The organism is Lentzea nigeriaca (assembly GCF_016907955.1).
Lineage (GTDB): Bacteria > Actinomycetota > Actinomycetes > Mycobacteriales > Pseudonocardiaceae > Lentzea > Lentzea nigeriaca.
On record NZ_JAFBCX010000014.1, the window covers coordinates 60,587 to 85,708 of the forward strand.

24 protein-coding genes are annotated in these 25,122 nt (G+C 68.5%); 12 read left to right on the forward strand and 12 right to left on the reverse strand.

Annotated elements, in window-relative coordinates:
- The first annotated feature begins 65 nt into the window (after nt 1-65).
- Nucleotides 66-950: a Ppx/GppA phosphatase family protein gene (locus JOD27_RS34660; RefSeq protein ID WP_204766550.1), complete on the forward strand. Its 885-nt coding sequence runs from the start codon at nt 66-68 to the stop codon at nt 948-950.
- Here the strand turns inward: JOD27_RS34660 and JOD27_RS34665 are convergent.
- Nucleotides 947-1,297 (reverse strand): STAS domain-containing protein, encoded by a 351-nt coding sequence (locus JOD27_RS34665; protein ID WP_204766551.1) that lies wholly within the window; start codon nt 1,295-1,297, stop codon nt 947-949. The genes JOD27_RS34660 and JOD27_RS34665 overlap by 4 nt on opposite strands.
- A 127-nt stretch (nt 1,298-1,424) precedes the next feature.
- Here JOD27_RS34665 and JOD27_RS34670 point away from each other — a divergent pair, with 127 nt between their 5' ends.
- Nucleotides 1,425-1,655, forward strand: coding sequence for a hypothetical protein (locus tag JOD27_RS34670; protein ID WP_204766552.1), 231 nt, complete (start codon nt 1,425-1,427; stop codon nt 1,653-1,655).
- Nucleotides 1,656-1,659: 4 nt separating this feature from the next.
- Here JOD27_RS34670 and JOD27_RS34675 read toward each other — a convergent pair whose 3' ends face one another.
- Together JOD27_RS34675 and JOD27_RS34680 are read right to left on the reverse strand one after the other, a co-directional pair.
- Entirely contained in the window at nt 1,660-1,890 is a 231-nt protein-coding gene (locus tag JOD27_RS34675; RefSeq protein WP_204766553.1) for a DUF6480 family protein, read from the reverse strand.
- 20 nt (nt 1,891-1,910) lie between these two features.
- Nucleotides 1,911-2,306 (reverse strand): ATP-binding protein, encoded by a 396-nt coding sequence (locus tag JOD27_RS34680; RefSeq protein WP_239570286.1) that lies wholly within the window; start codon nt 2,304-2,306, stop codon nt 1,911-1,913.
- A 95-nt stretch (nt 2,307-2,401) separates the two neighbouring features.
- On the opposite strand from JOD27_RS34680, the gene JOD27_RS34685 reads away from it, so the two are divergent.
- A complete protein-coding gene (locus JOD27_RS34685) occupies nt 2,402-2,770 on the forward strand; it encodes an STAS domain-containing protein (RefSeq protein WP_307830497.1) in 369 nt (122 codons plus the stop codon).
- Between the two features lie 79 nt (nt 2,771-2,849).
- Here JOD27_RS34685 and JOD27_RS34690 read toward each other — a convergent pair whose 3' ends face one another.
- Nucleotides 2,850-6,944 (reverse strand): hybrid sensor histidine kinase/response regulator, encoded by a 4,095-nt coding sequence (locus JOD27_RS34690; protein WP_239570288.1) that lies wholly within the window; start codon nt 6,942-6,944, stop codon nt 2,850-2,852.
- A gap of 191 nt (nt 6,945-7,135) precedes the next feature.
- Between JOD27_RS34690 and JOD27_RS34695 the strand changes: the two genes are divergently transcribed.
- A complete protein-coding gene (locus JOD27_RS34695; protein ID WP_204766555.1) occupies nt 7,136-8,521 on the forward strand; it encodes a PP2C family protein-serine/threonine phosphatase in 1,386 nt (461 codons plus the stop codon).
- A gap of 26 nt (nt 8,522-8,547) precedes the next feature.
- Here JOD27_RS34695 and JOD27_RS34700 read toward each other — a convergent pair whose 3' ends face one another.
- The 3 genes from JOD27_RS34700 to JOD27_RS34710 all read right to left on the reverse strand — a co-directional run bounded on the left by JOD27_RS34700 (nt 8,548) and on the right by JOD27_RS34710 (nt 10,350).
- Nucleotides 8,548-9,063, reverse strand: coding sequence for an RICIN domain-containing protein (locus JOD27_RS34700; RefSeq protein ID WP_204766556.1), 516 nt, complete (start codon nt 9,061-9,063; stop codon nt 8,548-8,550).
- A gap of 102 nt (nt 9,064-9,165) precedes the next feature.
- Nucleotides 9,166-9,774 (reverse strand): alpha-ketoglutarate-dependent dioxygenase AlkB, encoded by a 609-nt coding sequence (locus JOD27_RS34705; protein WP_204766557.1) that lies wholly within the window; start codon nt 9,772-9,774, stop codon nt 9,166-9,168.
- A 33-nt stretch (nt 9,775-9,807) separates the two neighbouring features.
- A complete protein-coding gene (locus JOD27_RS34710; protein ID WP_204766558.1) occupies nt 9,808-10,350 on the reverse strand; it encodes a TetR/AcrR family transcriptional regulator in 543 nt (180 codons plus the stop codon).
- Nucleotides 10,351-10,400: 50 nt separating this feature from the next.
- Here JOD27_RS34710 and JOD27_RS34715 point away from each other — a divergent pair, with 50 nt between their 5' ends.
- Nucleotides 10,401-11,999, forward strand: coding sequence for an AMP-dependent synthetase/ligase (locus JOD27_RS34715; RefSeq protein ID WP_204766559.1), 1,599 nt, complete (start codon nt 10,401-10,403; stop codon nt 11,997-11,999).
- A gap of 117 nt (nt 12,000-12,116) precedes the next feature.
- On the opposite strand, the gene ilvD is transcribed toward JOD27_RS34715, so the two are convergent.
- Nucleotides 12,117-13,805, reverse strand: a complete 1,689-nt coding sequence (gene ilvD / locus JOD27_RS34720) for a dihydroxy-acid dehydratase (RefSeq protein ID WP_204766560.1) — start codon at nt 13,803-13,805, stop codon at nt 12,117-12,119.
- Entirely contained in the window at nt 13,768-14,100 is a 333-nt protein-coding gene (locus JOD27_RS34725) for a hypothetical protein (RefSeq protein WP_204766561.1), read from the reverse strand. Before JOD27_RS34725 ends, ilvD begins: the two co-directional genes overlap by 38 nt.
- A 211-nt stretch (nt 14,101-14,311) precedes the next feature.
- Here JOD27_RS34725 and JOD27_RS34730 point away from each other — a divergent pair, with 211 nt between their 5' ends.
- Complete coding sequence (locus JOD27_RS34730; RefSeq protein WP_204766562.1) at nt 14,312-14,500, forward strand: hypothetical protein; 189 nt, start codon at nt 14,312-14,314, stop codon at nt 14,498-14,500.
- 24 nt (nt 14,501-14,524) lie between these two features.
- On the opposite strand, the gene JOD27_RS34735 is transcribed toward JOD27_RS34730, so the two are convergent.
- From JOD27_RS34735 to JOD27_RS34745, 3 genes are all read right to left on the reverse strand, one after another.
- On the reverse strand, nt 14,525-15,694 hold the full coding sequence (locus JOD27_RS34735) for an alginate lyase family protein (RefSeq protein ID WP_204766563.1): 1,170 nt from the start codon (nt 15,692-15,694) through the stop codon (nt 14,525-14,527).
- A 125-nt stretch (nt 15,695-15,819) separates the two neighbouring features.
- Nucleotides 15,820-17,271, reverse strand: a complete 1,452-nt coding sequence (locus JOD27_RS34740; RefSeq protein ID WP_204766564.1) for a DUF1996 domain-containing protein — start codon at nt 17,269-17,271, stop codon at nt 15,820-15,822.
- An 84-nt stretch (nt 17,272-17,355) separates the two neighbouring features.
- Nucleotides 17,356-18,258: a DUF4142 domain-containing protein gene (locus JOD27_RS34745; protein WP_204766565.1), complete on the reverse strand. Its 903-nt coding sequence runs from the start codon at nt 18,256-18,258 to the stop codon at nt 17,356-17,358.
- Between the two features lie 127 nt (nt 18,259-18,385).
- On the opposite strand from JOD27_RS34745, the gene JOD27_RS34750 reads away from it, so the two are divergent.
- The 6 genes from JOD27_RS34750 (at nt 18,386) to JOD27_RS34775 (ending at nt 25,120) form a co-directional block, all read left to right on the forward strand.
- Complete coding sequence (locus tag JOD27_RS34750) at nt 18,386-19,144, forward strand: SGNH/GDSL hydrolase family protein (RefSeq protein WP_204766566.1); 759 nt, start codon at nt 18,386-18,388, stop codon at nt 19,142-19,144.
- A gap of 175 nt (nt 19,145-19,319) precedes the next feature.
- A complete protein-coding gene (locus JOD27_RS34755) occupies nt 19,320-20,720 on the forward strand; it encodes an ABC transporter substrate-binding protein (protein ID WP_204766567.1) in 1,401 nt (466 codons plus the stop codon).
- Complete coding sequence (locus JOD27_RS34760) at nt 20,717-22,534, forward strand: ABC transporter permease (protein ID WP_204766568.1); 1,818 nt, start codon at nt 20,717-20,719, stop codon at nt 22,532-22,534. Before JOD27_RS34755 ends, JOD27_RS34760 begins: the two co-directional genes overlap by 4 nt.
- Nucleotides 22,531-23,223 carry an ABC transporter ATP-binding protein gene (locus tag JOD27_RS34765; RefSeq protein WP_204766657.1) on the forward strand — a complete coding sequence of 231 codons (693 nt, stop codon included), beginning with the start codon at nt 22,531-22,533 and terminating at the stop codon, nt 23,221-23,223. Before JOD27_RS34760 ends, JOD27_RS34765 begins: the two co-directional genes overlap by 4 nt.
- Entirely contained in the window at nt 23,220-23,873 is a 654-nt protein-coding gene (locus tag JOD27_RS34770; protein WP_204766569.1) for an ABC transporter ATP-binding protein, read from the forward strand. The genes JOD27_RS34765 and JOD27_RS34770 overlap by 4 nt, the downstream gene beginning before the upstream one ends.
- Nucleotides 23,870-25,120: a choice-of-anchor P family protein gene (locus JOD27_RS34775; protein ID WP_204766570.1), complete on the forward strand. Its 1,251-nt coding sequence runs from the start codon at nt 23,870-23,872 to the stop codon at nt 25,118-25,120. The genes JOD27_RS34770 and JOD27_RS34775 overlap by 4 nt, the downstream gene beginning before the upstream one ends.
- Nucleotides 25,121-25,122: the final 2 nt, after the last annotated feature.

A 25,122-nucleotide genomic window follows, 5' to 3' on the forward strand; every position in this document is an offset into this window, starting at 1 on the left:
GGTGCCAAGACTCCCACAATGGTGGCCGATGCGGTAAAGAACTCTTGGTAGAAGGAAGGTGGCGGATGTCGGTCGGTGTTCTGGACGTCGGGTGCTTCAGCGCACACCTGGTGGTCGTGGAACGAGACCTGCTGCGTCCGCTGGTGTCCCACAAGGTCAGGCTGCGCCTGGACCGGGAGCTCGACTCGGAGGGGTTCATCAGCCGCGACGGCATCGCATCGTTGTGCGCCGCCGTGCTGACCGCCCGCAAGAAGGCCGGTGACACGCCCTTCCTCCCGTTCGCGACGTCCTCCGTTCGTGACAGCGCGAACGTCGACGAGGTGATGCGCAAGGTGTACAGACGCACCGGCGTCGAGCTGAAAGTGTTGTCGGGCAAGGAAGAAGCACGCCTTTCGTACACGGCGGCGCGGCACTGGTTCGGCTGGAGTGCCGGTCCGATGGTCGTGCTGGACGTCGGTGGCGGCACCGTCGAGCTGGCAGTGGGTTCAGGGGCAGAACCCGAGCGCGCGGTGTCTTTGCCTTTGGGGGCAAGGACTTTGACCCGCGCCGGGCTGACCGTGCAGGACATGCGCGCCGAGGTGCAGGACCGCATCGCCGAGGCTTTCCCGCGCGATGAGAGCGCTCGCGCCGTCGGCTGCTCGAAGGTGTTCGAGCAACTGGCCCGCCTCGCCGGCGCGCGCAGCGGAACGTACGCGCCGCGTCAGTTGCGGCTCAAGGACTTGGAGAAGTGGATTCCGCGGCTCGCGAAGCTGTCGGTGCGGGAACGGGCGGCACTGCCCGGGATTTCCCGCCACCGGGCCCAGCAGTCGTTGGCGGGCGCGGTGGTCGCGGAAGCGTTGATGCGGGTCTCCGGACACGACGTCGTGGACATCTCGCCGTGGTCCACCAAGGAAGGTCTGCTGCTCGACCTGGTGGAACGCTCGCGCGGCCGGCGAGAGTCAGCCGCCTAGCAGGCGCTCAGGGCCGTGACGGCGTCGTCGACGTCGTTGAACAGGAGCAGCAGCTGGTCGACGGCCGTCATTTCCAAGGGGCGCAACACAACTCTCGTGTCGCTGACGACGCCGAACTTGATGCCGAGCTCGTCGGCCTGGTGCTGGGTCTCGACCAGCGCGCGGATCCCCTCGGACCCGAAGAACCGGACCTCCCGCAGGTCGACGACCAGAGCGGGCGGCTTGCGGTCGAGCAGCTCGGCGAGCCTGTTCGACACCGGAGCGGACGACATCATGTCGATCTCGCCGGTGAGCGCGACGATCGGAATGGACTGGACGTAGGTCGTTCTCTGTCGAAGCTGGTTCATTAGGACTCCCGTCCGCACCGACCGTACGCGCCTTCGGGTGACGACCACAAGCCGGGACGGTTTTCCCCAGGCCATCGCGGGTACACGCCCAATGACCACAAATCCCCTGATAGACGAGGAGGGAACCGTGTCGACCACGGAAACCGGTCACGTCACAGGCACCAAGGACAAGGACTACAACATCCTCTGGTTCACCGAGGCGTGCCTCGACAACGCGCTGCGGCTGGAGACGTTCATCCAGGACGCGGAGCGCGAGGGCGACAACGAGCTCGCGGAGTTCTTCAAGAAGGCGCAGAACGACAGCCGCAAGGGCGCCGAGCAGGGCAAGCGCCTGCTGGCGTCGCGCCTGTCCGGCTGAATCGTCAGCTGAGCAGGAAAGCCTGGGTCAGCAGCATCGCGGCCACCAGCACGGCCAGGACCAGGATGAGCGCGATGAGAACGCGCCCGGTGGTCGCCTTCGGCGGTGTCGGCTCGCGATGCGAAAGACCTGAGGTTTGTCCGGATTCGGGCGGGGTGTCTCCTGGTCGCACCCCGCCACCGGGCTCGAGGCCGGGCGTGCGCTGCGGATCGGGATCAGGCGGTGTGGCTGTCATACGGGCTTAGATACCCGTTCTCAGGACTCCAACTCGGCCCACACGACTTTGCCCCGCGGATCCGGTGTCGTCCCCCAGCGCGCACTCAGCGCCTGCACGAGCTGCATCCCGCGCCCCCGCGCCGAACTCGGGTCCACCGGCCTCACCAGGGGCTGCTTCGACGACTCGTCGTGCACCTCGACCAGCATGCCGCTGTTCCTGCGACTGACGGTGAGTGTGATCAGTCCCTCACCGTGGTCGATCCCGTTCGACACGAGCTCGGTGACGACGAGCTGCGCGTCGTCGGCCAGATCCTCCGACAGCCCCCACGAGGTGGCGGCGTCGCGGACCACCTGACGTGCACGAGCGCACGATCCACCCTCGGCGGTCAAAGTCACCCGCACCTCGGCCAGTGGGTCGTTCAGCACAAGGCGCATCGTCGCACATCCGGCGCGTCGTTCGGATCTTTCAGCCCCCCGGTGGTCGCATGCTTAGACGTCGTGCTGCACGATTTGGGTCGCACGAGTCGGGCGTGGCGGAAGGAACGGCGACGATGGAGCTCAACGTCGGCAGCGAGGTCCAGCGGGGATGGCGAGTGCTCGTCGTCGCAGGTGAGCTGGACATCGACACCGTCCCCGTGCTGTCGGCACGACTGGATGCGGATGTGACCGGGGCGCACGCCGTGCTCGATTTGTCCGGTTTGCAGTTCATGGACTCGACTGGGCTCGCGTTGGTGCTCGACTGGCATCGGCGGTTGGCAGAGGCTGGCGGGCAGCTGCGGATCGCCGGCACTCAGGCGCCGGTCCGGCGGTTGTTCGACCTTGCCGATGTGGCTGGGGTGCTGAGCCTGCACGAGACCGTGGACGCTGCTGTCCAGGCTCCCGTGGACTCGCCTCGCTGACCTCGTCATAGCGTACGCGGGGAGCTTTCGTACGCTCCTGGAGTACGAAAGCTCCCCGCGTACTTTCGCAGCAGCGGCGTCAGGCCTCTGCGGACACCCCCAGGTAGTAGGCGATCAGCCTGATCAGGTGCTCGGTGTCCACCGGCTTGGTCACGTAGTCGGTCGCCCCTGACGCGAGCGACTTCTCGCGGTCGCCCTTCATCGCCTTCGCGGTCACGGCGATGACGGGCAGATCGGCATACCGTTCCATCGCCCGAATGGCTGAAATGGTCGCGTTGCCGTCCAATTCCGGCATCATGATGTCCATCAGGACGATGGCGACGTCGTCGTATTGTTCGAGCGCCCGTACGCCGGTGATTCCGTTGTCGGCGTAAATGGCTTCCAGGCCGTGCAGTTCGAGCACGCTGGTCAGGGCGAAGACGTTGCGCAGGTCGTCGTCGACCACCAGGACCTTTTCGCCGTGGAAGCGGATCGAGCCAGAGGCGGCGAGGACCGGGGCCGGGGTGACGATCGGGGTGGGCTCCGGCAGGACGACGGCGTCGCTCACGACCTTGCCCAGGGGCAGGCAGAGGGTGAAGGTCGAGCCGATGCCCGGTTCGGAGCGGACGCGCAGGGCGCCGTTGAGGAGCTGGGCCAGTTCACGGCTGATCGAGAGGCCCAGGCCGGTGCCGCCGTACTTGCGGGACGTGGTGCCGTCGGCCTGTTGGAAGGCTTCGAAGATGACGGCCAGTTTCTCGGCCGGAATGCCGATGCCCGTGTCGTGGACGTCGAAGGCCACTGTGGACGGATCGTCCATGCGCACGTGCAGGCGGATGCCGCCGTCGTGGGTGAACTTCACCGCGTTGGAGAGCAGGTTGCGCAGGATCTGCTGGAGGCGGTGTTCGTCGGTGCGGAGGGTTTCGGGGACGTTCGGGTCGACGCGGACGGAGAACTCGAGGTTCTTCTCCGCGGTCAGGGGCAGGCAGAGGGTCTCGACGTAGCGGACGAGCTCGTCCACGCGGACCGGGTCCTCGTGCAGGGTCATGTGGCCCGCCTCGACCTTGGTGAGGTCGAGGATGTCGTTGATCAGCTGGAGGAGGTCCGAGCCGGACGAGTGGATCGTGCGGGCGAACTCGACCTGCTTTGCGTTGAGGTTGCCGTCGAGGTTGTCGGCCAGGAGCTTGGCGAGGATCAGCAGGGAGTTCAGCGGGGTCCGCAGTTCGTGGGACATGTTGGCCATGAACTCGGACTTGTACTTCGACGCCGTCTGGAGCTGGCGGGCCCGGTCTTCCAGTTCCTCGGAGCCCGCGCGGAGTTCCGCGGTCAGGCGCTGGGACTCGACCAGCAGGGCGTCGGTGCGGGAGTTGGCGAGCATCGTGTTCACGTTGACGCCGATGGCTTCCTTGAGCTGGTCGAGGAGGTCCAGGTGGACGTCGGTGAAGACGTTCAGGGAGGCCAGCTCGATCACGCCCAGGGTCTCGCCCTGGAAGAGGATCGGCAGTATCACCAGGTTGACCGGGGACGACTCGCCCAGCGAGGACGACACGGTCAGGTAGCCGGGTGGGACCTGGGTGACCAGGATCGTCTTCTTCTCCAGCGCGGACTGGCCCACCAGCGACTCGCCCATGGCCACGCGGGTGGTGCGGGCGGCGTCCAGGCGGAAGCCGTAGGAGGCGGTGAGCTCCAGGGTCTGCTTGGAGTCGTCGTCTTCCTGGACCTGGAAGAACGCGCCGTGGTGAGCGCTGACCAGCGGCGTCAGCTCGCTCATGATCAACGAGGCGAGCGCGCGCAGGTCGCGGTGGCCCTGCATGAGGCCCGAGAGACGGGCCAGGTTGGTCTTGAGCCAGTACTGCTCGCGGTTGGCCCGGGTGGTCTCCTTGAGGTTGGCGATCATCTGGTTGACGTTGTCCTTGAGCTCGGCGAGCTCGCCGGACGCGTCGACGGTGATCTGCCTGGTCAGGTCGCCCGCGGTCACGGCGGTGGCGACGGCGGCGATGGCGCGGACCTGGGTGGTCAGGTTCGAGGCCAGCTGGTTGACGTTGTCGGTCAGCTTCGACCACGTGCCGGCCACACCGTCCACTTCGGCCTGACCACCGAGCTTGCCCTCGGTGCCGACCTCGCGGGCGACACGCGTGACCTCGTCGGCGAACGAGCTGAGTTGGTCGACCATCGTGTTGATCGTGGTCTTCAGCTCGAGGATCTCGCCGCGGGCCGAGACGTCGATCTTCTTCGTCAGGTCGCCCTGGGCCACCGCGGTGGTGACCTGGGCGATGTTGCGGACCTGGTTGGTCAGGTTGTCCGCCATGAAGTTCACCGAGTCGGTGAGGTCCTTCCACGTGCCCGCCACGCCGGACACGCGGGCCTGGCCGCCGAGGATGCCCTCGGTGCCGACCTCGCGGGCCACACGCGTGACCTCGTCACCGAACGCGCGCAGCGTGTCGACCATGCCGTTCAGCGTCTCGGCGAGCGCGGCGACCTCGCCCTTCGCCTCGACGGTGATCTTCTTCGAGAGGTCGCCGTTCGCGACGGCGGTGGCGACGGCGGCGATGTTGCGGACCTGGTTGGTCAGGTTGTCCGCCATCAGGTTGACGTTGTCGGTGAGGTCCTTCCACGTGCCGGCGACGCCCTGCACGCGGGCCTGACCGCCCAGGCGGCCGTCGGTGCCGACCTCGCGGGCGACGCGGGTGACCTCCTCCGCGAACGACGACAGCTGGTCGACCATCGTGTTCAAAGTGGACTTCAGCTCGAGGATCTCGCCACGCGCGTCGACGGTGATCTTCTGCGACAGGTCGCCGTTCGCGACGGCCGTGGCGACGTGGGCGATGTTGCGGACCTGGTTGGTCAGGTTGTTCGCCATGAAGTTGACGTTGTCGGTCAGGTCGCGCCACGTGCCCGCGACGCCGGGGACCTGCGCCTGGCCGCCGAGGCGGCCCTCGGTGCCGACCTCGCGGGCGACGCGGGTGACCTCGTCGGCGAACGACGAGAGCTGGTCGACCATGGTGTTGATGGTGGACTTGAGTTCGAGGATCTCGCCGCGGGCGTCGACGGTGATCTTCTGGGTCAGGTCGCCGCGCGCGACGGCGGTGGTGACCTGGGCGATGTTGCGGACCTGGGTCGTCAGGTTGTTCGCCATGACGTTGACCGACTCGGTCAGGTCGCGCCACGTGCCCGCGACGCCCGGCACCTGCGCCTGACCGCCCAGCCGGCCGTCCGAACCGACCTCGCGGGCGACGCGGGTGACCTCGTCGGCGAAGCTCGACAGCTGGTCGACCATGGTGTTGATGGTGGACTTGAGTTCGAGGATCTCGCCGCGGGCGTCGACGGTGATCTTCTGGGTCAGGTCGCCCTGCGCGACGGCGGTGGTGACCTGGGCGATGTTGCGGACCTGAGTGGTCAGGTTCTCCGCCATGAAGTTCACGTTGTCGGTCAGGTCGCGCCACGTGCCGCCGACGCCGGGCACCTTCGCCTGGCCGCCGAGCTTGCCGTCCGTGCCGACCTCGCGGGCGACGCGGGTCACCTCGTCTGCGAACGACGAGAGCTGGTCGACCATCGTGTTCAGCGTGTTCTTCAGCTCCAGCATCTCGCCGGAGACGTCGACCGTGATCTTCTGGGTGAGGTCGCCGTTCGCCACCGCGGTCGCGACCTGGGCGATGTTGCGGACCTGGTTGGTCAGGTTGTTCGCCATCGAGTTGACGTTGTCGGTCAGGTCGCGCCACGTGCCCGCGACGCCGGGCACCTTCGCCTGGCCGCCCAGGCGGCCGTCGGTGCCGACCTCGCGGGCGACGCGGGTGACCTCGTCGGCGAAGCTCGACAGCTGGTCCACCAGGCCGTTCACGGTCGAACCGAGCGTGGCGAACTCCCCACGCAGCGTCTGGTCCGACATGCGCTTGGTCAGGTCGCCCTCGGCGACGGCGGCGAGCACGCGGCTCAGCTCGGACGTCGGCCGCACCAGGTCCTCGACCAGGCCGTTCACCGAGTCGGCCATCAGCGACCAGCCACCGGCGGTGCCCGCGGGCGCCACCCGTTCGGTGAGCCTGCCCTCCTGGCCGACGGCCTGCCGGACCCGGCCCAGCTCACCGGCGAGCCACTGGTTGCGTTCCGCGATCTCGTTGAACACGTCAGCGAGCGCCGACAACGCCCCGTTCCCCGGCATCACCAACCTGCGGCGGAAGTTGCCGTCACGCAGGTCTCTCATCGCCGAGAGAACCCTTTCGAGGGTCGCGTCCGTCTCTTCGTTGGCCGTGGTCACTCCAAGCCTCCGTGCCTCGGTGGTCGCAGCCAAGCCTGCCACGTTAGGTTGGGAGCGAGGTAACTTGATGCCGCGATGCATGCCAACTACCCGCAGGAGGCCGTGATGATTCGGCCGGCTGCGCTGGACAACAGCGGATGAGCAGCGCCGTGGGCATCGACCTCGACGGCTGGCAGCGCCTGGTGGACGGGCTCCGCGAAGCCGTACTCGTCGTGGACCCGGCCGGACTGGTGCGCGTGCGCAACGCCGCCGCCGCCGACCGGTTCCCCAGGCTGTGTCTCGGCGAGCGCTTCGACGTGCATGTCGCGGGCCGTCAGCACGACCTCGGCGACGGCTGGAGTGCCTGGTACTTCACGGACTCCGCGCTCGACCACGCCCACCTGCGGCTCGCGGGCGGCAGTTCGCGCCAGGACACGCTGAAGACCATCGTGCAGCTCGCCGCCGAGCTGCTGGGCGAGCACTGCGTCGCCGTGGTGCCCGCCACGCGCGATCGCCTGGAGTGGTGGCGGTGCGATGGCGGCGAGCCCACCTTGGTGCGCACGCCGCGCCGGGCCAGCGTGCTGACTGAGGTCCTGACGGGCACTTCGACGCTGACCAGGATCACCTCTTTGGGTGAAGGTAGCTGGGGCGTGCCGGAGGACTTCGGCTGCGCGCTGGCCGTGCCGCTGGGCGTCGGCGGCGCCCTGGTCGTGTTGCGCAGGAGCGAGTTCGCGCCGAACGACGTCGAGCGCGTCCGGCTGTTCGGCAAGCACGCCGCCGTGGCGCTGGAGTCGGCGTCCCGACTTACCGAGCAGCAGCGAACCATCGAGGTGCTGCGCTCGGCGTTGCTGCCGCTGCCGCTGCCCGAGGTGCGCGGGGTGTCGCTGGCGTCGGTGTTCATCCCCGCCCACCAGCGCGCGCTGGTCGGCGGCGACTTCTACGACGTGCACCCGCGCACGGACGGCTCGGCGACGTTCGCCCTCGGCGACGTCTGCGGCCACGGCCTGGAAGCGGCGGTCCACAGTGGACGCGTGCGTCAGTCGCTTCAGGCGCTGTCGCTCGTCGAGACGAACCCGGTGCGGCTGCTGCACCTGCTGAACACCTCGTTGCGCGCCACCGGTTCCAAGCTCTTCACCACGATCGTCGTCGGTGAGCTGGTGCCGCTGTCGTCCGGTGGCGTCAGGCTCTCGCTCGCCTCCGGCGGGCACCCCGCGCCGCTGATCCTGCGCGCGGACGGCACGGTGCAGGACGTCAGCGCGCCGGGAGCGATCGTCGGCATCCTGTCCGACGTCCGGTTCCACGGCGAGCAGGTGACCCTCGCGCCCGGCGACACCCTGGTCCTGTACTCCGACGGCTTCACCGAGGCCCGCGCCCACGCCGACCGCACCGAACTGTTCGGCGAACAACGCCTGCGCGCCGTGCTGAAGGAGTGCAAGGGCCTGTCGGCGGAGGAGATCGCGCGGCACTGCGAGGAAGCCGTGCTGAAGTGGCTCGACCGCGACGACCACGACGACCTGGCGCTGCTGGCCGTTCAGGCGGTGTGAACGGCCGGCAGCGCTGGTTCCTCAGGTCACTGGGTCGGCTCGGCGTGCCAGTGCGAGGCGGAGCTGTTGCTGCAGAACTGGACCCCGATCGGGGTGCCGTTCTTCGACGTGTTGGGAATCAGCGCGACGCACAGGCCGCTGCGCGACTGCAGCCAGAGCCGCCCCGCCGCCGCGTCCGGCGCCCACCGCCAGAGCTCGCTCGACCGTCCGTCGCAGTTCTCCTGCGTGAGCTGGGCGTTCAGTCCGTGCTCCGCCATGCAGAACCCGTGCTCGTGAACCACGAGGGTGAAGAAGCCGTCCGCGGCGGGCCGGACTCCCCAGTGCTGGTTGTGGCTGTTGCTGTCGTGGCCGCAGTCCCACTCGTGCAGGACGCCGCCGGCGATGGCCGAGTGCCCGGCGACGTCGATGCACTTGTCGGTCCGGTCGTTGACGAGGATCTGAAAGTCGGGCTCGCTCGCGTAGGCCGTGGCGGCCAACGAGACGAGGCCGAGCGCCGTCGCCGCCAACGCACTGGCGAACCGAGGAATGGCGCGTCTGGTCATGGTCGTCTCCAAGATCTGATCAAGGTCACCGTGTCCGGTGCCCGCAATCACTGGTGTGGAGCCGACGCTGACAGGCGCCGTCGACAATTCGTCGACAAGCAGCTAGCGCACCCCGTGCGGCCGGAACTGGATGCTGATCCGCGGCCCCACGATCTTCGAGGTCTTCGGGACGGCGTGCTCCCACGTCCGCTGACACGACCCGCCCATCACGAGCAGATCGCCGTGCCCCAACGCGTACTTGTGCGTCTCCCCGCCACCACGCGGACGCAGCAACAACGCCCGTGGCGTGCCTACGGACAGGATGGCGACCATTGTGTCCTCGGTCTGACCACGGCCGATCGTGTCGCCGTGCCAAGCCACGCTGTCCCGCCCGTCGCGGTAGTAGCAAAGCCCCGCAGTGGTGAACGGCTCCTTCAGCTCAGGCAGGTAGTGGGCCGACAGCACGTCACGTGCCGTTGTGAGGACGTCGAACGGCAGCGCGTCCGCGTAGAAGCAGAGCAGGCGCGGCACGTCGACCATGTTGTCGTACATCTGGCGGCGCTCGGCGCTCCACGGCACCTCGGCCACGAGCTGGTCGAACAGGGCGTCCGCACCGGCGAGCCAACCCGGCTGGACGTCGATCCACGCGCCGTGGCCCAGCTCGGTGCGGCGTGGGGCCAGCGGGGCCAGTGCCGGCTCCGCCTCCAGGTCGAACAGTGAACCCTGGCGCATGCGACACAGAATAATCGAACAGGTGTTCTACGGCTACTCGGGTTTCAGGACGGCCCAGACAGCGTCCGCGATGATCTCGCGGGCCTCGTTCAGGTCGAACACGCCGAGCAAGAACCGGCGCACCGACTCGTGTGCCGGTCCCATCACCACGGGTTCCAGGGCCCACGGCGGCACGGAACGCAGCTCGCCGGACACCATGCGCGCGAGGAACCAGGTCAGCACGGGGGCGAACTCCGCCTGCTTGACCGACGGGTCGGCGTGGTCCGGTGCGGCGTAGAGGAAGCGGGCCCTGCTGGGGTTGGCCGTGACCCAGTCGAGGTAGCGCAGCGCCAGGTCGCGTACGACGGTGGAGGCCGGTCTGGAGTCCAGGGCGGGCAGCATCGCGGCCACGCAGCGGGCGTAGCTGTCGGCGTAGAGCTGGGCGAACACGCCCGCGCGGCTGCCGAAGTGGTGGTAGATGCTGCCGTTCGACATGCCGGATCGCTCGGTCAGTGCTGCGATCGTCACGGCGTCGAGGCCGCCCTCTTCGACGAGCTTCAGGGCCGCGTCGAGGAGGGACTGTCGTCGGTCAGCCATGAGGGTTAGAGTACCGCTCTGGAGCGACGCTCCAGAGAAGGGGAGAAGCAATGGCGCTGTCGATTCCCGACCTGCTGCGCGACCGGGTCGCCCGCACGCCCGATGCCGAGGCGATGCGGTATCGCGACGGCGGTGGCTGGGCCTCGCTTACGTGGGCTGAGCTGCAGGAACGTGTTGCGCGACACGCGTTCGGGCTGCGGGCCGCGGGGCTCGGGAAGGGCGATCGGGTCGCCCTGATGGGTGCCACGAACATCGAGTGGATCATCACCGACCTCGCCGTGCTGGCCGCCGGTGGTGCCACCACGACGATCTACCCGAACAGCACCAAGAGCGAGGTCGCGCACATCATCGGCGACTCCGGCAGCCGGATGGTGGTCGTCGGGACGGACGAGCACGCGGAGCTCATGCCGGACGACGTCGAGGTGCTGCGGTTCGGCGCGGTTCCCCAGGCCGACGGCGACTACGACGCGCTGATCGACGCGCTCGGCCCGGACGACCTGGCGACGTTGATCTACACCTCGGGCACGACCGGCACGCCCAAGGGTGTCGAACTCACCCACGACAACTGGCTGACGACGTCGGAAGCCATTGCGTCCCTTGGCATTCTGCAACCCACGGATCTGCACTTCCTGTGGCTGCCGCTGTCGCACGCGTTCGGCAAGGTGCTGACGATGGCCATGATCGCCGCGGGCGTGCCGACCGCTGTGGACGGAAATGTCGAGCGGATCGTGGACAACCTCGGCGAGCTGCGGCCGTCGATCGTGGCCGCCGCACCGCGCATCTTCGAGAAGATCCACGGGCGGATCGTCGCGGGGGCGCGGGAGAAGGGCGGGCTCACCGAGAAGATCTTCAACTGGGCCGACCGCGAGCATGGTCCCGCCACGCGCTGGCTCGCGGATCGCTTGGTGTACAGCAAGTTGCGTGAGCGCGTGGGTGGGCGGATCCGGTACTTCGTGTCGGGGTCGGCGCCGCTCGCGCCGGAGATCGCGGAGTTCTTCGAGCGCGCGGGCATCACGATCCTCGAGGGCTACGGCCTCACCGAGTCGTCGGCGGCGACGTTCTTCAACCGGCCGGGCATGATCAAGATCGGCACGGTCGGGCCGCCGATCCCCGGCATGTCGGTGAAGATCGCGGACGACGGCGAGGTCCTGCTCAAGGGGCCCGGTGTCATGCGCGGCTACCACAACCGGCCGGACGCCACGGCCGAGACGCTGGTCGACGGCTGGCTGCACACCGGCGACATCGGCGAGCTCGACGACGCCGGGCGGTTGAAGATCACCGACCGCAAGAAGGAACTGATCAAGACCTCGGGCGGCAAGTACGTGGCGCCGACCCGGATCGAGAGCATGATCAACGCGGCCTCGCCGTACATCAGCAACGTGATCGTGCACGGTGATCGTCGCAAGTACTGCGTGGCGCTCGTGACGCTCGACCCGGACACCGCCTCGGGTCTGGTCGACGCTGAATCCGAGGTCGGAAGCGCGATCAAGGCGGTCAACGCACAGCTCGCGCGGCACGAGACGATCAAGCGGTTCGCCGTGCTGGAGAAGGACTTCAGCGTCGAGGACGGGTTGCTGACCGCGTCGCTGAAGCCGCGCCGCCGGGAGATCGAGAAGCGCTACGCGGACGTGCTGGACAGCCTGTACTAGGTGGGGGATCGGGGTATCGCTCTGACCGCCCGCGTGCTGTACTCCGATGGTGCCCGGCCGACGTGGCGCAGGCCGGCCCTGCGGCCACGTCGGGCCGATTTCCGGCAGCCCGGGCAACTAGCCGCAGACCGCTCCGCGCGAAGCCGAGCCGACGAGCTTCGCGTACTTGGCGAGCACACCGCGTTCGTACCGCGGGGGCAGCGGCGCCCAGCCCTCGCGCCGGCTTTCCAGGTCCGCGTCGACGTCGAGCGTGCCCGCAGCGACGTTCAGCGTGATCTGGTCGCCGTCGCGCACGAACGCGATGGGGCCGCCGTCGACCGCTTCCGGTGCCACGTGGCCGACGCACAACCCCGTTGTGCCACCCGAGAAGCGGCCGTCGGTGAGCAGCAGGACGTCCTTGCCGAGGCCAGCGCCCTTGATCGCCGCGGTGATGGCGAGCATCTCGCGCATGCCCGGCCCGCCCTTGGGACCCTCGTAGCGGATCACCACGACGTCGCCCGCGGTGATCGTGCCGTCCTCCAGCGCGTCCATCGCGGCGCGCTCGCGGTCGAACACCCGCGCGGTGCCGGTGAAGACGTCCGAGTCGAAGCCGGCCGACTTCACGACGGCGCCGTCCGGGGCGAGGGTTCCGCGCAGGATCGTGATGCCGCCGGTGTGGTGGATGGGTTTGTCGAGCGCGCGCAGGACGAGGCCGTCGGGGTCGGGCGGCGCGATGTCGGCGAGGTTCTCGGCGACGGTGCGGCCGGTGACGGTGAGGCAGTCACCGTGCAGCAGGCCGGCGTCCAGCAGCGCCTTCATCACCACGGGCACGCCGCCGATGCGGTCGACGTCCGTCATCACGTGCCGCCCGAACGGTTTCACGTCCGCGAGGTGCGGCACCCGAGAGCCGATGCGGCTGAAGTCGTCCAGGCTGAGGTCGACACCGGCCTCGTGCGCGATGGCGAGCAGGTGCAGCACGGCGTTGGTGGAGCCGCCGAACGCCATGACGACGGCGATCGCGTTCTCGAACGCCTCGCGCGTCATGATCTGGCGCGCGGTGATGCCCTTGCGGAGCATCTCGACCACGGCCTGGCCCGACCTGCGCGCGAACCCGTCGCGACGGCGGTCCGTGGCCGGGGGAGCGGCGCTGCCCGGCAACGACATGCCCAGGGCCTCTGCCGCGCTGGCCATGGTGTTCGCGGTGTACATGCCACCGCACGCGCCCTCGCCGGGACAGATCGCGCGTTCGATCAGGTCGACGTCCTCGCGGCTCATCAGCCCGCGCGCACAGGCCCCGACCGCCTCGAACGCGTCGATGATCGTGACTTCCTTCTCGGTGCCGTCGGTCAGCGTGACCCGGCCCGGCAGGATCGACCCGGCGTAGAGGAACACGCTCGCGAGGTCGAGGCGCGCCGCCGCCATCAGCATGCCCGGCAACGACTTGTCGCACCCGGCCAGCAACACCGAGCCGTCGAGCCGCTCGGCCTGCATCACCGTCTCGACGCTGTCGGCGATCACCTCACGGGAGACCAGCGAGAAGTGCATGCCCTCGTGGCCCATCGAGATGCCGTCCGACACCGAGATCGTGCCGAACTCCAGCGGATACCCGCCCGCCGCGTGCACCCCGTCCTTCGACGCCTTCGCGAGGCGGTCGAGCGACAGGTTGCACGGTGTGATCTCGTTCCACGACGAGGCCACACCGATCTGCGGCTTCTCCCAGTCCTCGTCACCCATGCCGACGGCCCGGAGCATCCCGCGCGCGGCGGTGCGCTCCAGGCCGTCGGTCACGTCACGGCTGCGTGGCTTCACGTCCGGTGTCTCGGTCATGAACGCACGCTAGCTCTGGATCGACCCGATCACCTGCGGACGCGCGGAAATCGAGGCGGGCGGTGCTCGTCCGCCAGGCCAGACCGATGGGAATCAGCAGAGCCGCGTATGCCGCGATCGGCACCGCGGTCCAGAACGAGAGATGCCGGGCGGCCCTGACGAGCATGAGTGTGATGAAAGCGAGGTTGATGACGCCGACGCCGCCGTAAGCGATGATTATCGCCAAGCGCTGGGCCTTCGGTGCGGTGTGCACATTTGTGGCTCGTTCGCTCGCGGTGACGCCGATCGTGTTCACGTCTCCCGCTCGACGTCACGCGGGTGACCGACGCGCTGAAAGTACGGATGAGGTCAGTGGGTTCGAGTTCGGGAAAACAAGAACGCACCGGGCCCGTCGGGCTCGGTGCTCAGTCCTCGCGGCCACACCGCATCCGTGTCCGGCGCGAAGTCCCGGTACTCCGCCGCTCCACCAGGACCGGTCCACCGGCCATCCACGCCACCACGAGCGCGTGCGCGGGTCCGCCCGCGGTCGGCTCGAGCAGGACGATCACGTGCTGCCGGGGCCGTGGTGCGCTGATCCCCGTCGCCTGGTGGACCGCCTCGACGTCTGGATCGGGCACCGGCGCTACTCCGGTGAGCTGCGCGACGAGGCACGTCTTCTCGTCGCCGATGCCAGGACCCGTGTGGGTGGCCCCTGACGACGACCACCCACACGGCGCTGATCAGGCGGGATTCGCCGCGTGCGTCAGGGTCTCCCAGGCGACGAACAGGTTGTTCGTCCCTTGTGGACGCTGCGCCTCGGTGTAGCGCTGGGTGTTCGCCATCGCGATGCCCAGCCTGGTGTTCAGCGCGTTGAACGACACCTCCGACGTCGGCCCGAGGCTCTGGCTGTACGAGCCGCCGCACAGCCAGGACGGCACCGGTTCACCGTTCTGGTACTTGGTGTGCAGGCCCCACGCGTGCCGCATGCGGTCCTTGATCTCGCCCCAGATGTCCTGGCCCTGGTGCCGCGCGGTCTCGGCGAGGTGCGCGGCGGCGGCGAGGCCGTAGCCGGTGTGCGTGAAGTCCCGGCAGGTCTCCTGGCTGAGGCCGTCGACGAACGTGGACTGGCCCTGCCAGTACGAGATGATCTCGGACCTGGTGTCGATGCCGCTGCCCGGCGGCGTCTTCGGCAGCTCGCCGTCGGTGGAGAGGTAGACGTAGGCGGGGATGCGGGTGCGGAAGATGCTGATCGCCTTGTCGTAGGCGGTGCGGTCCTCCAGGAAGACCGCGATGCCGATCGACGCCTCCATCATGCTGAGTTCCCAGTTGCCGTTGGTGTTCGCGCGGCCGTTCTGGATCTCGGGCAGGTAGACGTTGCGCAGCATCGCGCCGAACCTCGCGCTGTTCGGCCAGTTCCCGTAGACGTGCTTGATGATCTCCGCCGCCTTGGGCCAGCTCGACGCCGACCACGCGGTCTGCAGCGGGGCGTTCGAGTTGGTGTGGTCGGTGATGGTGGCGGACCAGGCGTCCATGATCTGGATGGCCTTGGCCGCATACCTGCTGTCGCGCGTCACGTACCAGGCGAGAGACAGGGTGTAGGCGGCGATGGCGTCTTCGCGTTCGTCGGTGCAGCCGTAGTTCGGGTTGGAGTAGGGGCCGCACTCCACCACGGACCTGGGCTTCGGCGTGCGGTTCAGGTCGGCGTACTTGGACGTCATCATGCGGTCGTAGGCGAGCTTCCACGGCTGCGCGCCGGCCTGGACCTTGGCGCGCATGAAGTCCAGCTGTGGCCGGGACACGACGACTCCCGGGTGGACGAACGTCACCGGCGCTGCCGAGGCGGATCCGGTGACCGGTACGAGTAGCGATGCCAGCAGTGCGATCAGCACCGCGCAGGAACGGGTGACCATGCGGCCAGTGTCAGTGGTCTATACCTTTGCGGTCAATCGTTCCGGCACAAGATTCATGCTGGTGAACAACGAGAATCCCCGGTGCGCGGGAGGTGCACCGGGGATTCTCGCTCGTCAGAACTGGGTCACTCCTTGCACTTCTTGCCGGAGTTCACGCAGTTGACCAGGCGGTTCATGATCTGCTGCGACATCACGTTCGCGAAGTCGTCGTGGTCGGAGAAGGGGTTGTGCGCTTCCTCCGGGAACGAGTCGACCTTGTACTGGCCCTTCAGCTGGACGTCCCTGGGGATGTTGTAGGTCAGGGAGATCCGCAGCTGCGGCACGGCCTTGAAGCCCTTGGGGCACTTGCCGTTCCCGTCCGGGAAGACGATGTGCTCGCGGTGCTTCGCGGAGTCGATGTTCTTGCCGTCCCAGCAGCTCGGGAAGTCGTGGATACGCTTGACCTTGGAGCCCTGCGGGCAGATCGGGTACTTGTTGATCTGCACCTTGTCCTCGAAGCCGGTGCAGGTCCACGAGTCCTTGGCGTTCTTCTTGCCGTTGGCCGTGACCTTCGCGTCGCCGTAGAGGATGCGGAGGAACTTCGGCATCGCGACGACCTTGCCGACCGGGCTGCCGCGGAAGGTCAGGTCCGCGACCTCCGGGCGCTGGATCTCGCCGTCGTTGCCCTCGAGCTCGAGCTTGTCGTTCGCCTCGGGGTTGTTCTTCTTCGCCTTGTCCTCGGTGCCCTCGGCCTGAGCGTTGTCGCTGTTCTCGCTGCCGTTGTCGGCGGCGGACTTGTTGTTCTGCTCCTTGACCTTGCAGGCCGCGAGCGGGTTCAGGTCCGGAGCCTGCTTGCCCTGGCGGCTGAACGCCTGCATGATCCGGTCGAGGATGGCGGCGCGCTTGTCCTTCAGCGGGCCGATGACGGCGTTGTTGACGTCCTGGGCCTTGGTGTTCTCGAGCTTCTTCTCGGCCTCTTCGTCCACCTTGTCGATGTTCTGCAGCTCGCGGTCGATCTCGGCCTGGGCCTTGTCCGGCACGTCCTCCGGCAGCTTGGAGGCGACGTCGGGGCACTCCAGGCGGGCCGCGGCCTTGTCGGCCTTGTCCTTGTCCTTCTGGGCCTTGTCGTCCTTCTTCTTCGGCTGCTGGGCCGCCTTCTCGTCGTCCTTGTCGATGCGGACGACGGGCCAGAAGTACGCGGACTTGTCACCGTTCTTGCAGGTCGTGCCTGCCTTCTGCAGCGACTTGTTGTTGGAGTCCGCGTTCGTGGACAGGTTGCCGACGTAGTCGTGCAGGTGCTGGGCGCCGTTGCGGACGCCGGGCTGCGCGATGAAGTTGTCCGGGTTGAAGTGCTGGTTCTCGTTACGGCCGCAGTCGACCGTGAACGTACCCGTGGTGGCGCCTTGCTCCTGTTTTGGTTTCTTGACGTTCGGCTTCACCTTCGTGATGTCGACGAACTGCGATTTGTCCGCCCCGTCGGCGAGCGCGGCGCCATCAGAAGAACTGATGGCCACCACCGCGGCACCGCCAGCGACCAGGGCCATCGCCGCTGCTGCGGCGGTCAGCCAGATCGTGGATTTCCTACGGTGAAAAGCCATTTGCCACCTCGTGTAGTCCGATAAAACGGCATGGTGAAGCTGACGGCGGTTAGCCGTGTTGTTCGGTTGAACCTCGGTGTGCGGTCAGTACGAACGCGATTTCCGTCGAGTTTTCTGCTTGGATCGGGATATCATTCGCATTCCCACCAGCGCGAGCGCGAGCACCGCTATGGCGCCGAAGAAGACACCGTTGTTGTCACCGAAGACGCCCTGTTCGGAGGTCCGGGTGAACTTGGTGCCCTCCGGCACGGTCGGGATCACACCGTCGGTCGGGTTCGCGGACGCGTCCGCGTTGCTGTTGTTGTCCCCCGTGGGTTCCGGTGCCCCGGACGCCGCCGTCGGGGGAGCGAGCGGCTGTGGGGACTCCAGGCCGGCGAAGTCGACGCGACCGGTCTCCTCGAGCACCTTCATGTGGTCGAAGACGGTGATCATCGCCTGCGTGGAGAGGATGCGGACGAGCTCGTTCTTGGTGCCCGCCCGGATCTGCGCGGCATAGGCGTAGACCTTGCCGTGCGCCGCACGGAGCCGGTTGGCGAACACGGCGTCGAACTCGTCGCCGTTCGCCGCGTCCATCTCGGCCAGCCAGCCCTTTTGCTCGTCGGTCGCCTCGGTGGGCAACGTGTGGCCAAGCAGGACGCCCGCCCGGTTCACCACGTTGTCCAGCAGCGTGTGCCCCTCGATGAGGTGCTTGCAGGCTTCCTGGATCTTCGGCTGGTCGGCCCGCTTGGCCTGGCCCTTCTCGCCTGCGGGCTTCTCCCACAGTCCGGCCTGCTTGACCCGGTCCATGAAGTCCCGGTCGGCAGGTCCGAGCGGACCCCACTGGGTCTGCACGACCTCGTCGCCCGTCCCGCCACTACCGGGCGGCGGGGTCGAGATGGGGGTCGAGGGGTTGGCGGGCTGACCGATCGCGCTCCCGGTGTTGAGCAGCACGGCCAGCACACAGCCGGCCAACGCGACGAGGAGTCGCGTCGGCGTTGCCAAGTCCATGGGGAGTCGCACGATCGGGACTACGGCTCGCAACGGGAGCCCGCCTCAGTTCGAGACCCCGGCGTTATCGAAACGTTATCTAACCCCGCGCAACCTCGGCTCACGCGCGCGACCTAAAGTCCTGAGCATGAGCAAGCGTTTTGTGGCGTTGGGGGATTCGTTCACCGAGGGGGTCGGTGACGAAGACGCTGGTCGTCCCAACGGCGTCCGCGGATGGGCCGATCGCGTCGCCGAGGTCCTGGGTTCCGCCGACCCCGAGTTCACCTATGCCAACCTCGCGGTGCGCGGCCGGTTGCTGCCGCAGGTACTCGACGAGCAGCTGGAACGCGCACTCGACATGAAGCCCGACCTCGTCTCGCTCTATGCGGGCGGGAACGACCTCATGCGGCCGAAGGTGGACATCGACGCGTTGATGCGCCGTTACCGCGCTGCTATCGCACGCACGGTGAAGCAAGGTGCTCGCGTCATCCTCTTCACGGGTGTCGACGGGGTCGACGACCCGGTGTTCCGCAAGATGCGGGGTCGCGTGGCCATCTACAACGAGCATGTGCGGGCGATCGCCGCCGAGCACTCGTGCGTGCTCGTCGACATGTGGTCGATGCGGCAGCTGCGTGACCGTCGGATGTGGTCGCCGGACCGGTTGCACCTGAACGAGCTGGGGCACCACGAGGTCGCCATCTCGGTGCTCGAGGGTCTCGGCGTCGCGCACTCCCTGGAACGGACGGTGCTCGGTGTGGCGCCGCTGGTCGACAGGAAGATCCGGCGGGCGGAGGACTGGCGGTGGGCGCGCGAGCACGTCGTGCCGTGGGTGATGAGGCGGCTGCGCGGTGAGTCGTCCGGTGACGTGATCCGGCCGCGGCGACCGGAGCTGCTGCCGCCCTCCTGAGTAGAACGTGTTCCTCGACAGAGACCGGGCAAACGAGGTAACTGCGCTTTGGTGACGGTGTTCGTCGCTTTCCTTTGCAGATAGAACGTGTTCTAAAAATTGTGTAGGCCACCTGGGTGAATTCGCTGGTAGCAGGCTCGGGCTGAATTGATGCAGTGCCCTAGCGTTCCTCCGCATGCATCGCAGGGTTGCGCTGATCGCGTTCGTGGTCTGCGCGTTGGTCGCGGGGTGCGGAAGCAGGCTCACCGACGAGCAACGCGCGGCACTCGCCGTGCCTCTGGGCGGCGGAGCGGGCACCCAGCAGGGCACGGCGCCGGGTGAGGACGGTGCGGTCGCCGGCACCGACGGCACCGCGGGGCAGCCCGGCGCCACGAACCCGCAGCAGCCGAACCAGCAGCCGAACCCGCCCGGCAGCATCGCCGGCGGCTGTCAGGGCACCGGTGGCGCCACGGACAAGGGCGTCACCGCGGGCGAGATCACCATCGCCAACATCTCCGACATCAGCGGCCCGGTGCCCGGCCTCTTCCAGGCGGCGCAGCAGGGCACGAAGGCGTTCGTCGAGTACTTCAACGCCACGCAGGGCGCGATCTGCGGTCGCAAGCTCAAGCTCGTGTCGTTCGACTCGCGCACCGACAGCGGCGGCGACCAGCAGGCCACCTCCCAGGCGTGCGAGCAGGCGTTCGCGCTCGTCGGCTCGATGTCGGGCTTCGACCAGGGCGGTGGGCCGGCCGCCACCGGGTGCGGCATCCCGGATCTGCGCGCCTCCACGGTCACGGTGCAGCGGCAGCGCACGCCGGTGAGCTTCGGCGTCGCGTCCAACGTGGTGAACCTGGTGTCGTCGGCATACCCGGACCTGATCAAGTCGAGTTTCCCGAACGCCGCGAGCGCCGCGTCGTTCCTCTACCTCAACGTCGACGCGAGCTCCCAGAACGCCCGCAGCATGCAGAAGGCGGCCGAGCAGCGCGGCCTGAAGTTCGTGTACACGCAGGCGATCGACATCGCCGACGTCAACTACGCGCCCTACGTCGCGAAGCTCAAGGAGACGGGCGCGAAGATCGTGTACTGGATGGGGTCGGCGCAGTACGCGGTGCGGTTGCAACAGGCCATGCGGCAGCAGGGTTACACGCCGGAAGCGTTCATCACCGACCCGTCGGCCTACGACGCGCAGTACGTCCGGCAGGGCGGGGCAGCGGTCGACGGCACCGTCGTCTACACCAACGGCGGGATGTTCGAGGAGAACAACCCACAGGTGGCGCTGTACAAGCAGTGGCTGGCGCGGGTGGCGCCCGGCGCGGCGCCCTCCTACTTCGGGATGTTCGCGTGGGCGGCGGCGCGGTTGTTCGTCCAGCTCGCCGCGAAGATCGGGCCGCAGCTGACGCGCAAGGCGATGCTGGACCAGGTCCGCGGGGTGCACGACTTCACCGCGGAGGGAATGGTCGCGCCACAGGACGTCGGAGGTAAGCGGACGTCCGCGTGCATGTCGCTGGTCCGGTTGAAGGGCGGGACGTGGTCGCGGCTCGCACCCGCGTCCGGGTACTCGTGCGGTGCGTTGATCGACACCGGGGTGGGCGGATGACCGCCCTGCTGGCGTACACCATTTTCGGCCTGGTCACGGGAGGCGCGTACGCCGTCGTCGCCGGCGGGCTCGTGCTGACCTACAGCACGTCCAAGGTGTTCAACGTCGGTCACGGCGCGATCGGCATGGTCATGGCGTTCCTCTACTGGGAGCTCGCCGAGAACCGCGGCCTGCCGCAGTGGCTCGCCCTGCTGATCGTCGTCGGCGGGTGCGCGCCGCTGTTCGGGCTGCTGATCGAACGGTTCGTGATGCGCAGGCTAGCGGGAGCGCCGGTCGGCATCACGCTCGTCGCGGGCGTCGGCGTGCTGGTCGGGCTGATCGGTGCGGCGCAGGCGATCTGGCCTCCGCAGGCCCGGCCCGTGCGGCCGTTTCTCGACCAGTACGGCGTCCACATCGGACAGTCGTTCGTCAGCGGGCACGACCTGGTCACGCTGCTGTGCGCGGTGCTCGTCGCGGGCGGGCTGTACATCCTGCTGAACCGGACGCGGACCGGTCTCGCGATGCGGGCGTGCGTCGACGCGCCGGAACTCGCCGCGTTGTACGGCACGCGGCCGTACCGGCTGTCCGCGCTGAGCTGGGCCATCGGGTCGGCCTTGGCGGCGTTGGGCGGCATTCTGCTGACACCGGTGGTGCAGCTCGACTATGTGACGATGACCTTGCTGGTGATCACCGCCTACACCGCGGCGCTGGTCGGTCGGCTGCGCAGTCTGCCGTGGACGTTCGTGGGAGCGCTCGGGCTCGGCCTCGTGCAGTCCTACGCGGTGGCCTATCTGCCGTCCTCGCCGTTCTGGATCGCGTTCCGGGCGGCGATTCCGGCGTTGCTGCTGTTCGTCGTGCTGCTCGCGATGCCGCAGTCACCGTTGCGGATCGGTGGTGTGCGGGGATCGCGCGGGGTGGCGGTGCCGACGGGTCTCGCCACCGGTGTCGGTGCCGCGATTTTCCTGGGCGTGGTCCTCGCGCTGGCGTTGCTCGTGGACGGCGTCGTGGCGGGGCAGCTCGCGCTGGGACTGGTGTTCGGCATCGTGCTGCTGTCGATGGTGCTCCTCACCGGGTACGGCGGAGTGGTGTCGCTCGGGCAGTTCACGTTCGTCGGCGTGGGCGCGGTGACGGTGGCGCGGCTGGGCAGCTCCTCGCCGCTCGCGCTGCTGGCGGGTGCGGCGGTCGCGGCGGCGATCGGTGCGCTGATCGCGTTGACGGTGTTGCGGGTGAGCGGGCTGTACCTGGCGCTGGCCACGCTCGGGTTCGCGCAGCTGATGGACAAGCTCGTGCTGCAGTCGCCCATCGCGTTCGGGGTGCGCGGCAGCCTCCAGGTGCCGAAGCTGGTCGGTTCCCCTGCCGCGCAGCTGATCCTGGCCGCCGGAGTGTTCGCGGTGGTCGGAGCCGGTGTGCTGGCGGTTCGGCGTGGCCGGCTCGGGCGGCGCATGATCGCGGTCAAGGACAGTTCGGCGGCGTGCGCGACGCTCGGCATGAACGTGCGCTGGATCCGGGTCTGGGTGTTCTCGCTGTCGGCGGCGATCGCGGGGCTGGCGGGCGGGCTCTTCGCGCAGCTGCGGGAAACCGTTGCGGCGAGCGACTTCCAGCTGTTCAACAACCTGCCGCTGCTGCTGTTCGCGGTGATCGCAGGGGTCACGTCGGTGTCCGGCGCGGCGCTCGGCGGGCTGCTGCTGATGCTGCTGCCGGTGCTGCAGAGCGGTTTCCCGGCGTTCGCGGGCGCGGCGGTCGTGCTGCTCGGCGTCGCGGCGGCCGGGCTCGCGCGTGATCCCAACGGCCTGGTCAGCTGGTTCTTCCGAGCCTGGTCCTGGCGGCGCGCATGAGCATGTTGCGGGTGGAGGGCGTGACGGTCCGCTTCGGCGAGGTGACCGCGATCGACGACGTGACGCTGTCGGCCTCGCCCGGTGTCACCGGGTTGATCGGTCCCAACGGCGCGGGCAAGACGACGTTGTTCGACGTGATCAGCGGACTGCGCAAGCCCTCCGCTGGTCGGGTACTGCTGGACGACGCCGACATCACGGCGAAAGGGCCGCACCAGCGGTCCCGGCTGGGCGTGGCGCGGACGTTCCAGCGCCTCGAGGTGTTTGGGTCGCTGACCGTGTGGGAGAACGTCGTGGTGGCGCTGGAAAGCCGCCGCAGGTCGTCCCGGCTGGCGTCCGAGCTGCTGGACCGCGTCGGGATCGCGGAGTTCGCCGCGAACCAGGCCGACACCGTGCCGACGGGTGCCGCGCGGCTGCTGGAGCTGGCCCGCGCGCTGGCCACCGATCCTCAGCTGCTGTTGCTCGACGAGCCGTCGTCCGGGCTCGACCGCGCCGAGACCGACGCGTTCGGCGAGCTGCTGCAACAGCTCAGTGCCGAAGGACGCGCCGTCGTGCTGGTCGAGCACGACATGGACCTCGTCATGAACTACTGCGACCACGTGCACGTGCTGAACCTGGGACGGCTTCTCACGTCCGGCACCCCTTCCGAGATCCGCTCGCACGAAGGCGTTCGGGAGGCCTACCTCGGATGATCGACCTGATGGACGTCCACGCCGGGTACGGCAGGATCGAGGTGCTACGCGGAGTCACGCTGAACGTGACGCGCGGCACCGTCACGGCGTTGCTCGGCCCGAACGGCGCCGGCAAGTCGACGCTCGTCAAGGTCCTCAGTGGACAGTTGCGGGCCTCCAGCGGACACGTCCACCTGGGCGGCGTGCACGTCAACGACGCCGCTCCGGACGAGCTGGCCCGCGCGGGCCTGTGCACGATCCCCGAAGGCCGCGCGATCTTCCCGAACCTCACCGTCGCGGAGAACCTGAGACTCATGCGCGGCGACCCCGACGTGGTCTACGAGCGGTTCCCGAAGCTGAGGGCGCGGCACAAGCAGCTCGCGGGCTCGATGTCCGGCGGTGAGCAGCAGATGCTCGCGTTCTCCCGCGCACTGATCACCGACCCGGCGGTGCTGGTGATCGACGAGCTCTCGATGGGGCTCGCGCCGGTGATCGTCGCCGAGCTGTACGAGGTCGTGAAGGAACTGGCCGCGACCGGGGTCACGATGCTGATCGTCGAGCAGTTCGCGGAGACCGCGTCGGCCGTGGCCGACCAGGTCGTCGTGATGGCGCACGGCGAGATCGCCGCGGACGACGACCTCGCTTCCGTCTACTTCGGAGGGACATCGTGAGGTACGCGCTCGTTCTGCTGCTGCTCCTGCTGTCCCCGGCACCGGCTCGGGCAGCCGACATCGGGGGGTTCACGGTGTCGGCCCGCGCGGCACCCGTTTCCGTTCTGCTGCACACCGACCTGCTGCCGGTGCCCGCCGAACCGCAGGGCGAGGTGTACCTCTCGTACACCCAGACCGAGCTCGGTTCCGGCCCGATCGGCCGCTCGCTCGCGAGCTCGCTCTGGCCGGGCGCGGCCGTCGGCACCGGGCTGCCGCAGCTGCTCGGCTTCGCGTATCCGGTGCAGGCCAACGCGGCGCATCCGGGCGGTCCCGCCGACGAGTCGAAGTCGGGCATGCGGGCGTCGGCTGGAGCCGCGAAGGCCGAGTCCTCCGCGGGTGCCAAGCAGGAGGTGCCGTTCCTGCTCACCGCGGACGGCCTCTCCTCGAACAGCGTGAGCTCGGTGTCGGGCACCGAGGCGCGCTCGACCGCCGTGACGTCCGCGCACACGCTGTCGTTGCTCGCCGGGATGATCGTGCTGTCGGGCGTGCGGTTCGAGTCGGTCGCGGTCAGCGACGGCAGCAAGGGAAGCGGCACCAGCACGTTCTCCGTCGCCGAGTTCACCGTGCTGGGTCAGAAGTTCCCGGTGCGCTCACCCGCCGCACCGCCGGACGGCCTGCTGAAAGCGTTGGAACCGTTGGGGATCACGCTGACGTGGCCGACTTCCTCGACCAAGCTCGAAGGAACGTCCGCCACCTCCAGGAGCACCGGGCTGACGCTGACCGTCGACGTGCAGGCGTTGCGCACCAAGCTGGGGCTCGGCGGCATCCTGGACGGCGTCGTGGCACCGTTGCTGCCCAAGGAACTCGTGCCGCTGCTGAACCCGCTGCGCAAGATGGTGGTGATCGTCGGCGACACCGAGGCGGTCGCCAACGCTTCCGCCGCCGAGCCGTTGACGCCGCCGGATGTGCCTGCGCCGCAAGCGCCTCTCGCGCCGCCGCCCGCCGCGGGCGGTCAGTCCCCGCTGCCGGGGTCACCGCCGCTGGCCGGGGTCGTGCCGCCCAAGACCGTGACGCCGGTGGCGTCGGCTCGCGCGAAACCCCGCTCGTTGCTCGACTTCCCGGGCGTGCCGGCCCTGCTGGTGCTCGCCGGACTCGGTGTCGCCGCGGCGGGAGCGTTCGGCATGAAGTCGTTCGGGGCCTTCCTGCTCGGTGGCGCCCCTTGTCCCTCCGGACACCCGACCGGTGTCCCCGACCTGCGCAACGGGTGAAG